The organism is Paenibacillus agaridevorans (assembly GCF_018604145.1).
Lineage (GTDB): Bacteria > Bacillota > Bacilli > Paenibacillales > Paenibacillaceae > Pristimantibacillus > Pristimantibacillus agaridevorans.
On sequence record NZ_CP075889.1, the window covers coordinates 5,108,282 to 5,121,161 of the forward strand.

General features: G+C 45.9%; 6 protein-coding genes. All 6 read right to left on the reverse strand.

The features are described from left to right. Positions 1 to 48: 48 nt before the first annotated feature. Positions 49 to 5,073, reverse strand: coding sequence for an S-layer homology domain-containing protein (locus KJW29_RS20780; RefSeq protein WP_214626006.1), 5,025 nt, complete (start codon positions 5,071 to 5,073; stop codon positions 49 to 51). A gap of 18 nt (positions 5,074 to 5,091) precedes the next feature. Next, entirely contained in the window at positions 5,092 to 6,249 is a 1,158-nt protein-coding gene (locus KJW29_RS20785; RefSeq protein WP_214626007.1) for a Gfo/Idh/MocA family protein, read from the reverse strand. A gap of 64 nt (positions 6,250 to 6,313) precedes the next feature. Then, entirely contained in the window at positions 6,314 to 7,951 is a 1,638-nt protein-coding gene (locus tag KJW29_RS20790) for a type 2 periplasmic-binding domain-containing protein (protein ID WP_214626008.1), read from the reverse strand. Positions 7,952 to 8,008: 57 nt separating this feature from the next. Beyond that, positions 8,009 to 8,884, reverse strand: coding sequence for a carbohydrate ABC transporter permease (locus tag KJW29_RS20795; protein ID WP_214626009.1), 876 nt, complete (start codon positions 8,882 to 8,884; stop codon positions 8,009 to 8,011). Next, a complete protein-coding gene (locus KJW29_RS20800; protein ID WP_246608307.1) occupies positions 8,885 to 9,844 on the reverse strand; it encodes an ABC transporter permease in 960 nt (319 codons plus the stop codon). Between the two features lie 257 nt (positions 9,845 to 10,101). Beyond that, a complete protein-coding gene (locus tag KJW29_RS20805) occupies positions 10,102 to 12,735 on the reverse strand; it encodes a glucosidase family protein (protein WP_214626010.1) in 2,634 nt (877 codons plus the stop codon). Positions 12,736 to 12,880 lie beyond the last annotated feature (145 nt).

Sequence of the window (12,880 nt, forward strand, 5' to 3'; positions counted from 1 at the left end):
ATTAAAACCACCCTGAATATGAATCACATTCAGGGTGGCTCCATTCTGTTACTCCTCTTGAGCGTCCAGTAATCGGAGTATGACGGTCACTGCTTCTGCTCTTGTTGCCATGCCAGCAGGATTAAATCTGTTGTTTAATTGCCCTTGCACGATTCCGGCTTGTCGTACAACCGCAACTGCGGCCTTCCCCCAACTCGGAATATCCTGATCATCTGCAAATCCCGTTGTCGATGCAGCTTCTAACGTAAGCCCGAGTGCTCTTGCAACGATTACTGCCATCTCCAATCGGGTAATGATAGCTTTCGGACGGAAGGTATTGTCGGCATAGCCCGAGATGATTCCCGCCCAGGCAGCTTGGGCAATGGCTTGCTCCGCCCACGCTCCGATAAACTCTGAATCCGTGAAGGCTATAGCCGCACCCTCTGACTCTGGCTTTAATCCGCGCATAAGCATGACGGTGAACTCTGCACGTGTGACCTGCTGATTCGGTTTAAACGTACCATCCGAATAGCCCGTAACGATTCCTCGGCTAATTGCATCTTGCATGCCTGCTTCTGCCCAATGTCCAGCCACATCATTTAACGAAGGTCCTGGTGTCGATGTTGGCGTCACTGATGGCGTCGGTGTCACTGTTGGTGTCGGCGCTGGTGTTGCAGTCGGTGCTGGTATGGCTGTAGATCCCGGCGTTGATGTTGGTCCTGGGGTCGTTGCCGGTTCCGGCGTCGTCCTAATATTACCTTCCTCCAACTGAAGCTGCTTAAAGCCTACCACCAGATTATTACTATCTACCTCATATACACCAACATACAATCCCACACTTACACCATAAAGATTTGCACCGGACGTATACGGATTCGTTACTCCTGGTCCTATCGGTGCAGGATTGCCTATGAAAGGGATCGCGATCGGGTTAAATGAAAATTGAATGACTAGCTTATTGCCCGTCTCAACTTCAGCATTAAAGCGACTCGTTCCATTCGCACTTCCCTGCGCTACTGTCGCAGCTAGTTCCGTCGCTGGGGTCGGCTTTATATCGTCGATTGTTAGCTGCAGCAGCTTAAAGCTAAGCACTTGATTATTGCTATTCACTTCATAAACGCCTATATATTGACAAGCGCTTACTCCGCTTATGTCTGCACCGGACGTATACGGTTGTATGACTCCAGCTCCTGCAGGTGCTAAATCGCCAATATACGGTACGGCTATACTACTAGAAGACAGTTGAATAACAAGCTGATTGCCCAACCTTGCAACAGCGTCTACCTTGCTCGTCTGTACGGCATTGCCCTGAGACACCGTGGCAGACAATTCCTTTGCAGGAATCGGTGCGGCTTTAATATTCTCTTCCGTCAGCTGCAGCAGCTTAAAACCTGCCACCTGGTTGCTGCTATCCACTTCATAGACCCCTACATACATACCTGCGCTTACATCGCTAATATCCGCCCCTGAAAGATACGGGTCTACAACTCCTGTTCCCGTGGGTGCAAGATCGCCTACATTAGGCACACTCATGCTGCCTTCAGACAGCTTGAGCACCAGACGGTTTCCTGCATCAACGGCTGATTGAATAGCTGCGCTTCCAGTTACCGAACCTATGATAGCCTGAGCCTCTATAGCTGAAACAGGGTTAGACTCCGGATTTGAAATGGATATAGAAGCATTATCAAAGGCAGCTTCTGCATCTCCCCAAACCGTAAAGCCGGTTTTACCTGCAACGATTGGCTGCTCTTGGCCCGGATGTGTTAATTCTCCATAATACACATCAATGTTATCGATCCTAATCCATACATTCTGATCGATAAATTCGATATCGATCTGATGCCACTCGCCATCCTCCGTATTAAACGCAGTAAATGACCTCTCAACCCATTCTTCCAAATCTTCATTAAATATTCGCATCCTGACAGCGCCACCGGACTGAAATCCGATCCATGTGTACGAGTCTGGGGAAGCATATCGGAAGACTGCACCTGCTCCCCCCGACCCCGTAAACTTCATCTTAAAGGAGTAAACACTGTCCTCTACAATTGGAGAGCTATTGTCAATGACCAGGAACTCTCCTCCTTGAATCTGAAGTTCTCCATTGGTAACGGATAATTCAGAGAGTTCATTCCCTTTCACAATTTGCAAATCATCCTCTAGATTATCGTTAAAATCTCTGGTGTACTGCTCGGCGCCATAGATCTCAAACTCACTAATTTTGGGCGAATTAGATTCCGCTCCGGTAATGACAAGCCTAATTTTATTGGTAAATACAGTATCCGTCTCTATGACAGTCAGTGGAATATTCGTACCCGTATAGAGCGGTAGGTATTTCCCCCATGGCGCAGAGAAATAATCAATTCGGAAGGAAGTAACATTGTCACCATCTGCTCCCGCTTCCTGAATAACGAATTTGTTAATCGGCAAGTATTCCCCTAGCTCATACTCCACCCAGGCTTCACCATCTGCCATATCAACACTGCCTACTGAAGTGTTAATATTGGGAGTCCAATAACTGCTTGGAACACCATCTGCCGTGAAGGCTCCTAATACTAACGCTTGATAGGTAATCGTCCCTTGACTGTCGATCATTGTGGATGTCATGTCCTTAAGAACGGTCGTCCAATCTCCATCAGGAGCGTTTTCATTCGTAATGGTTCTAAACTCAGTACCTGTATACGAGTGAGTTGTGCTATTATATCCATCCTCCGTATGCGATGATGCCGTAACCTTGGCATGCAGACTAAGATTTGCACCATAAATGACCTCACGATTATTGCTTTCGGATGGTACAAGAACATAACCTGTTAATGCTTTCGTGTTAAGCGTTACCTGACCACTATTTACATAAATCGTATCGACGTAGCTTCTTCCTTCCGAGGTCAATTCAAATAAATCAAGCGTACTGTAGCTGCTCCAGGCTTCAGGAAGTTTCCACGTATTGGCATGACCCGCCTCCACACCATAAACAAATATACGATCCGTGCCATCAAACGCTGGAATAAAACGATCCGTTCCATTTGCTATAACAACATCATCATTTGTCACAGAAATCTTTTGAGTCGCTTTGTCATACTCATAAATCACGTTATCTCCCCAACGTGTGTAGGTACGAGTTTCCGTATCTTCATATTCTTGAATCCCATATTGAGCTAAATAACCGTTAAGCAGGCTGTACAAAAACGTCATCTTCGTAAGTGCAATTGCGCTTCGATTTTGATCATAGCCAATATTAACATTGCCGTTTCTCTCTGTATCGCTGTAAAGCGTACCCCAAATATAATCCTGAGCTTGTGTCTGGTAGGTACGTGTAGAGTGGAATACCGTCTTCCCCGCGTTGATAAAGCTATCAAGCACGGCGGGTGCCCTATTCTCTACCTTAAATATAAACCCCCCATTAAGGCGCTTCTCAGCATCGTAATATTCAGTTGCAGCATAAGTGCCAAGAGCTGCCCAATGATCGATTTCTCTCTTTTTGGCATAACGTTCTTCAGCCTTCCCATACTCACCCTTAGGATAATCGATCATGACATCCTGATAAATAATTAGCGGCGACCAAAAACGATCAACAAATGCATCTTGACGATTAAATGGATAGCCTGCCTTCACATCCGTATAATGACTGATTTGGTAGGCATCCCATCCAAACACGGTAGTACAATATTGCAAACCATCTGTTGCGATTTCTGCATTTCCATAAATACTCGGAGTTGATCCTCTCATATAGGCATTACTATTCGTCGTCATATCCGTCATATTCACATGGAAAGATAAATCTCCGCCATAGTTATCCATAGCCGATTTCACTTCAGCCATTTTTGCATCTGTTCCTAAAGCCGGATTATAATAAATTTCATTTATACTTGGCCAGCCATAATCATGCCCGCGGCCATTCCAACCGACATATTCATAGGATTGCTTCCCCACCCCATCGGTCATGTTAAAGGTTTGTCTTTGAGCTTCCTCCAAATGATCCAAGCTGCTATTCACTACAGTAAAGCCTTTAAAGGTGGAGGATAACCCGCCTGGACCCGGAAATGCTCCATGCGTCTGATGCCAGTTTCCACCATTAAAGAATTCTCTTAATTCCTCAGGCATTTGCGGAATTTGCTCTCGCACCCATAGGGCGCCATCCTGCCAATCCACTTGACCATTGTTGTTGCTGTCCTGGCCTATATGAACTTGACTTTCATACCATACCTCATTTAGTACTCCCAACTCGCTCTCATTCTGTGGTCGATGACCATCAGCCAATCTGTGATAATAAACGCCATCATATATATCCGCCGTTTTTGCGGCATTGTCATTATAACGAAGCCGCATCGTATAAGGACGATCAAAGGAGCTTGGCGTATAAACGCCGCCAACAGCTTTGTCATTCCATACAAAAGCATAAGCAACCTGCTCCAGGAAATGTTTATCCCTAAACAAATCAGAATTATAAACGATATACGCATCGTACATATCCTGCAAAGTCCATATAAAGTCGCTTGTTTGATTATAGGTATAGCCCAAGGTAGGCGATTGAACTCCGCCTATATTGGATACTGCAACTCCAGTGTCAGCCATAGTGCCATCATTGACACTCATAATCGGATACTTTAATTGCACACGGAATGGCGCACTGATATCATCTCCGTTAATTTCCGTGATCTTCTTGGTCAACGTTGTCCCTTCCACCGCGAATAGATATTTTAATGTAACCGTTCTCATTGTTAGCGGACCTGCTCCGTCAAGATCCACGTCATTGACCGTAACGATATATTCCGCGCTATTGACTGACTCTACAGTAAACGTAGCCGACGCTGCATAATCGACATCGTTGATCGATATTCGATAATCGGATACGTTGGCCTGTGGTTCGCTTCCCTCGATAAAACCATTGTTGTCTTTTAGGGTGTACGTAATAACTTGGGGATAATTCGGATCCAGTTCCACGACCAGAGCATTACTTTCTATCGTATTGCCTATGGGCAATTCCTCATCTGCAGCATACGTCGGCTGAATACTTCCTAATGATAGTAAAAGCAGCGAAAATGAAAGAAATCCGGCGAGACCTTTCCTTATTCTAATCCACTTTAAACCTCTCATCTTGCAACCTCCCAATAGTTATTCCCATGCTATTGTCTTAAAGGTATGTGTTTCTGATGAATGGGTCGCTTTTAAACACATTAAGGCGCTTAGGAGACCATCATTTAACGGGGTTCCCGACTTCTCCTCTCCTTTCATAACCTGGATAAAGTTATGGACAAGAATGGCATCACCACCTCCATGGGACATCTGCGAGGAGTCTAATTGATACGTTTCGACCCTAGGCGTATTATGCATATAGACTTTAATCGCTTCCGTATAGAAATCAAATTCTAAAGTTCCCTTGTAGCCCAGCAGTCTGGCTCCTCTTGCCTCTGCGCCCTTTCTGGAAAAAAAGTTCTGAGAATAGCTCGCATGCATGCCGGTTTCATACTGAATGATCGCACTGCCAGAATCCTCATTGCCCGTGTCCGTGGCAAATGAACACATCTCCCCCTGAATGTACATATCAGGCTCGGACTTGAAATACTTAAGCACATACGGGCTTTCCGGACAGCTCTTGTATTCCTCGCAATCTTTGCAATGCAACCCCGCAGGCTTATTGCCCTTGAAGATCTGCTTGGATTTCATCGCGCAAATCGCGACCGGCTTAATGCCGAGCAGGTGGTTGATATAGTCAAAGTCGTGCGTAGACTTCTGGAGAAACAACCCTCCCGTTTCCTTCTCGTCTCTATACCAATCATGGAAGTAGACCCCGCCATAGGGCACATTATTGATCGCTTGCACATGCTCGATCGTTCCTAGCTTGCCTGAATCCACGATTTCTTTCGCCGTTCTTACAAGTGCCGTATTTCTTAATGGGAAGGAAACAATGACCTCGCTTGCAGAGCGCTCGGCGGATTCTTTGAGCGAAAGCAGATCAGCCATCGTTGTGGCTACAGGCTTCTCCAGGTACAAGGGCAAATTACGCAACAATACCTTCTTCGCCATTACCGTGTGCAGGGAGCATCTCGTTCCGATTAATACGCCATCCAGTTGCTCCTTGTCCAACATTTCATCCGCATCCGAATACATTGCAATGGCTGCAATGTCTCTTCCCTTCTCCGTAAGCTGTGCCTTTACCTTACTCCAGTTAATATCCGTAATGGCTGCAAGTCTGACATCCTCGTTGGAAGCCAGCAAGTATTCCACGATGTTCTGAATTCGAAGACCGTATCCAATGACACCTATGCGCATGATGATTCTCCTTCTTATAGAAAGGGGGATGCAGCATTATGATCTCGACTGCATCCCCTTCGTCTTAGTTGATTCCTAGCTCTGCCGCCTTAGCGTTCACCTCGGTAATGGCTTCTTGAAGCCCCTTGGCATCATAACTTTTAACCGCATTCTGCCACATCGTTACCGCATCTTCTTTGCCCAGAATAACCTTGTACAGATCATCCATAGCCGTAGCCGTCAATCCGCCAATGGCGTCTTTGGCAGGAGTGGATAGCAGCAGCACATCAAAGTTAATCGGGATTGGCGTACCCTCTGCCTTTAATTTGTTAAACGTATCGATTTGCAATTGCTCGTACGCGGCCATTATAGGATTTGTATTTAACGTTTGTTTGCCGGAATAAATGAATCCTTGATTCCATGCTCCCAAATAGGAGATCACGTTAATAATCGGATATTTTTTAGCCAATGATTCATCTTGCGTGAGCAAGGAAACCGCTTTGCCATTCTCCATCTTGAAATCTACGCCTTCGATCCCGTTTTTGACGAGCACGGCAAATTCCTCGGATGCCATATAATCGATCAGTTGCAAGGCGCGGTCGAATTTGGCATCATCCAGATCGGCTCTAAAGAACATTTCCGACCAGTACGGTGTTTCCGCAAAGGTGTATTTTTTTCCATCTGCTGCCGGCCACATGGACATAAGGCCGATTCCTTCTGCCGCAGTCACTCCGGGATTCGCTTTCTCGAACTGATTCAGCAGATCAAGACTGATACCGCCGCCATATACGGCGAATGCCTGCCCATTCAAGAACTTGTTCGGTCCATCGCCAACCTTTTGAATCGCGAAATCCTTATCCAGAATCCCTTGCTCATATAAGGACCTAAGCTCTTGCACGCCTTGATTCACCTTCGACGAGGCATAAGAAGGTATCCATCGGTTGTCTTCTTTCACCCAAGATTTAATATTGGCCATCTCAGGATAGCTGCCAAGGAAATGGGTAAGTAAAGTCTGATTGTTATTTACAGCCAAACCTACAGCGTTAGGATGCTTGGCCAATACGGCCTTGGTCATAGCCACAAATTCGTCGAAGCTCTTGGGATCGGATGTATATCCCGCCTCGGCAGCCCAATCCTTGCGATATCTAATGGGTCTGTCCAACACCCAATCATCTGAGTTATCATATGTCAGCCTTGGAATCATGTAATATTTCCCGTCTAATTTCAACGGCTGTACAGAAGGAAGTTCCAAGATCTTGGCCAGATTTGGGTATTTGCTCATATCCTCGGGAAGCGGTTTTATAATACCTTGCTCCGCCCACGTCACATAAAGACCGGGGTCATCCGTTACCAAATTATTGACGAACATGTCAGGCAACTGATTGGAAGTGGCCCAAATTTTATACTTCTCAGTCCAATCATCCCAGGTTACCTGAACCGGTTTAAGCGTCAAATTAAACTTTTCCTGCATGTTGTTGGCAATCGTGTCGTTTTTTGCGCCTGGATCGTCAAAGCCCTCCTGTATATTCCAGGTTGACACGGTAAGCTCGATCTTCTCCGCATTGGGATCTGTCGAGGGAGCTGCAGTCGCGCCAGTCTCATTGTTGCTGGTTGTTGGGTCAGTTGATGCCGCTGGTTGGTTCCCGTTATTACTACAAGCCGAAACAACAAGCACTAGCAACAAGCTTAGCAATACAGACGATTTTATAACCTTTCTTTTCATTGTGGATCCTCCCTTTTATTTTCTTATAATCTTGTATAATAATAGCTTTCGCTAGTATTAACCTTTGATAGAACCGATCATGATGCCAGAGGCGAAGTACTTCTGGATAAATGGGTACACCACGATAATAGGTACGGCAGAGATAATGATCATCGCGGATTTAACAGAGTCGCCGTAGATATTTTTAATACCTGCCGCAAGTTGTGCTCCAGCCGTATTATTAAGGATTTGATTGACATTGGCAATTGCATTTCTTAACACAAGCTGAAGAGGATACAGCTTCGAATCATTGAGGAACAGCATAGGCAGCCACCACTCATTCCAGCGTTCAACTGCGTAGAACAACATCATTGTAAAAATAATGGGCAATGACACCGGGACCACAATTCGCACTAAAATCATGATGTCATTCGCGCCGTCCATCTTGGCGGACTCCTCCAGCTCAGGCGAGATGCCATTAAAAAAGTTTTTCATGAGAATAAGATTAAAGGCATTAACAGCTACGGGAAGAATCATGACTAGCAAATTATTCTGCATGTAAAGCTTCTGAAGAAGCAAATACGTAGGGATTAACCCGCCTGAGAAAAACATCGTAACAATGATCGCATTAAAGACAAAGTTCCTTCCAGGCAATGTTTTTTTGGATAATGCATAGGCCCCTGTCGTCGTAACGATCAAGCTCACCGCAGTTCCCAGTACCGTTACAATGACCGATATCAACAGCCCTCTCGTCACTTTGCCTTCCATAAACAAGTACTTATAAGAAGAAAGATCAAACTGCTTCGGCAGTAGAAATATCTTGCCGCCTCCAAGATCGCTAATGGTGGAAAAAGATAACATAAGCGTCTGGTAAAAAGGAAATAAAGCAAGAACAGCGCCGAGTCCGAGGAATAGGGTAATGGATAAATCAATGACACTAAATCTGCGCTTCACCTACAATCCCTCCTCTTTCCAAACGACCTTGACGATATAATTAGCTCCAAACAAAAAGGCAAAATTTATGACTGACTTCAACACTCCCACCGTCGTTGAAAATCCGAATCCGGTCGAATCCAGGAAAGCACTTCGATAAACAAAGGTATCTATAATATCCACATGGCTATAAACGATAGGGTTATAGAGATTAAAGATCTGATCGAATCCGCCGTTCATTAGATTCCCCACAGCCAGGATGAGCAGGATCGCCGCTGTCGTCTTTACAACCGGCCACGTAATCGCCTTCATCTGCTGGAACCTGTTGGCTCCGTCTATAGAGGCTGCCTCATACAGCTCGGGGTTTATACTAGCGATTGTCGCCAAATACAAAATGGATGACCACCCGGCCTCCTTCCATATACTTGAGAGGAATATCATCGCCGTAAAGCTGTTAGGATCGGTTAATACTGATTTTTTCTCCAATCCAAATGTAACAAGGAGTTGATTCCATAAGCCTTGATCACTGAAGATGCCGATAATAATTCCGCTTAAGACAACCCAGCTTATGAAATGCGGAAAAGTAAACACGGTTTGGAAAATCCGCTTCAGCTTGCTTTTGGATATTTCATTCAGCAACAAGGCCAGAATAATGGGAACCGGGAATTCGATGACCAATCGGCCCAAACTGATTAAGACCGTGTTTCGGAAAGCTCCAATAAAACCGGGATTGCCCAGAACAGCCTTGAAGTTCTCGAAGTTGTTCCAGGGACTGCCCATAATCCCTTTGGCATAATTAAAATCCTTAAAGGCAAGAACGACCCCGTACATAGGAGCATAAGCAAATACAGCAAAGTAGATCACAACAGGGGTCAGAAGAATATAGAAGTACTTATGTCTAATAATCTCCTTCAGCAATCGATTTTTCGGATTTCGCGGTACGCCGCTGCTTCGGTCCATCTTTTGTATAAGTTTTGCCAATAGAAATTCACCACGCTTGCTTTTATTTTGTCTGTAACCAAAGTATAAATAAAACGCTTCCATTCGAACATGAACGCTGCTTAGAGCTTGCATGAACAAATCATCTGAATTTCATGCCTCGCTCTCTGATCTGTCATCACAGCTAATGATTGTCCATCTTGAACGAACAATTGTCTATCTTAAATGCGAAAGTGAAGATAGCCGCAAAAAAAGCAAAGGTCCCCTCCTCCAAGAGAGGAAGGGACACCGAATAGACACTAGAATTCAAGTATAACCTGTGTAATCGAACCCGATACCGCAATGACAACTGATTCCCTGTCCGGATTATAGCTGCCGTTGCTCGCGCGACATGCCTGTTTTCCTTGCGGATGCGGCAAACGTATTTCAATCGTTTCAGGGAGTCGTTCGGAATAAAACTCAATCGTAGCCGTCATACTGCCGTTATGGATATTGGATTCGATCACCATGGAGAATTGACCAAAATAACTGGCAGCCCGATGCAGGGAGATCGTCTTCCCATGCTCCATCCATGCCCTCGGAATACCCGGAAGCAGCTTTAAGGTCTGCCCTTCCTCCATATAGAGCATCCACCGGCACTGCATAAGAAACCATCCTTCTTCGTGAGTCTTATGCGGACTCGCATGCCAAAAGTGCTCCCAGAAGGTATAGATTTCTCGATCAGCCAAACTAGCCAAGCCATTATAAAATGTTTTGAGAAACGCCTTCGTCTCCCCACGCTTAAGATGGATCCATGGGTGAACGCTATAATAAGGCTGACTTAATGCCACATTGCGTAAACAAAATAATTCATTATGGAACTGCAATAGAAATGTCGTCTCCTGTTCATCGGGCTCAAGCACTTCCTGAATGACCAGATATAACGGTCCTAGCAAAGAGTCTCGGGCAGCAATAGATCCATGCGTGCCCCAGCTCCCTCCGTCTGCATACAGCGCCAGCGGTCCCGTATACTCCGCCCAAGGCGGACATGTCGGGATCCAACTCCCATCGCCAAGCGGAATAACCGGCGATCGGGCTATGGCCTCCTTCAGCGATATACGGATGTCCCGCTTCATTGCATCAGCATCCTCAAGAATTTGCTGGGACAGCGCCTTATCGCTCGATAACAGCATCTCGGCTAACCGCTTTAAGCCTACAAAAGCAAAGCCATTAAGCATATAAGAACGGAAGTGATCCTCGGGATCCGCTGTTTTCCCTTCCAGCATCCCATAGCCCCTTCCCCTCAGCTCCTCGCGCAAATTCCGCTTACGCCAATCCATTAGAAAATGATAAGCTTTGATGAGCTTCGGCTTTATTTTATCCACCCATGCTTCATCCCTGGTATAGCGGTAATGCTCTCCCATACTCCAAAGAGCAGCACCCGTCTCCAGCATATAGCCGCCAAAATTTTGAATGAAACCGCTTTCGTGCTGCTTATCCAAAAAAAATTGAAGCGCCCGCTCCGCATTCGCATGTGCTCCAACGGAATCCAAATATTGAATGATAGGAGAGCTTTCGGACCCTATTGCCGTATATACGCCAATCATCGGCACTAAGGGCCCCTCGGACTCCAAACCATAGCTAATCAGATCCAGATGCATAAATCCCGCCTGCATCATCTCTTGAATCCGCTGCTCCGGGAGCTTTATCTCCATCGTATTTTGCAGCTTGGCTGCCCAAAAATCGACGCATTCCCGATGTTTTATCGTAAAGTCCTGTAATCCAAGCTGCATGGCCCGGCTGCGACTAATGGGCTGATGCGGGATATAAAATTCGTAGACCACCGATTCGCCCGGACTTAGCAGTATAGCCATTTCCTCTTGCGGCATCGGACGTCCATTGATCTTGGATACAACAAATACACGCTCAGAGCTAAACATGCCAAGTCCGGCCTCGCCATCAAACGTTCGCTCGATATTAACCACGAATGGATTTTTAAACCACGCATACCTTGGAACGCGTGCCTGATTCGTTGCAATGGTCCTCGAATAATAGACAGCCTCCTCTTCCGAAGGCGGCTCTAATTCTAATTCTAATTCTATAAGCCCTTCATATTCCGCACGCTGCTCCGGCGTAAACATATATCCTACACCATGCTGATCTGCCTTTAAATAAGGAGTCCCCTTAAGGGTCGACACCGATAATGGGCTTCTCTCAAAGGAAACGAATGCTGTATTCTCATAGCGGATGTCTTGATCTTGTATGACAGCCTCAACGATCGGAAAAATGCCATTATGGAGTCTGCGAGTCAACCGATGCTCGCAACCCAAGCCTCTCCCCAATAAGTAGCTGTACTGGACGGCTGTCCCGCCGGTCTCCTCCAGATGCACCCGCTCACCAGCATTTCGCGGCCGGATGTTATCCCACATACGATCGATGTCGCTTTCGCCGCCCCCCCGATAATCCGACTCGAAAATACGTATATCTCTAGACAATCCAAGCCATACGGGAGTCATTAGGGGGCGAGTGGCATTCGCCGCCGTTTCGTAGCTCTCTTCCGGCTCGTCCTCCAGCCGTTCAAGATTCGTCTGCATCCCCTGGTTATGGACAGTCTTGACGATTTGTTCATAGTCGCTAGCGTTCTCGGGTACCGTAACGATGACTTCGTATTCCTTTATATAGATTGGATAGGCTTTAGTCACGTCTCTCAAGTAAAAGCTAAAGGCATGCTGATCCGTCCTGATCGATAGGATGGTCGAATGGGCGCCCAACTGAATGCTCTCATTGATGACTTGCAGCTCTAGTCTGCTCTCGGCATCCATTTGAAAAGTTTGTTTAATAGAGTCATAAGTGCCTTGGCCGTAGATTAAACCTCCACTTTCAATGTCTCCATGTGTAACCGTAATTGAACCATTGCGCACCTTGTTTTTCCACAGAATTGCAACTCCCTTCAACGGAAGCACCTCCAAGAATATCAATTAAGCAATAAGTTCATTGTAGTTACAATGTTTAAAACAAAACATAGACGCCAATTAGACGGCACATGCACATTACTTATCAATCCTATGTTCGGATGAGCCTGATCGGCATTCCAACTAA

Bases quoted from the DNA above. Each gene is read 5' to 3' on its own strand.
- KJW29_RS20785 (WP_214626007.1), bottom strand. From the start codon at position 6,249: ATGCGCATAGGTGTCATTGGATACGGTCTTCGAATTCAGAACATCGTG.
- KJW29_RS20790 (WP_214626008.1), bottom strand. From the start codon at position 7,951: ATGAAAAGAAAGGTTATAAAATCGTCTGTATTGCTAAGCTTGTTGCTA.
- KJW29_RS20780 (WP_214626006.1), bottom strand. From the start codon at position 5,073: ATGAGAGGTTTAAAGTGGATTAGAATAAGGAAAGGTCTCGCCGGATTT.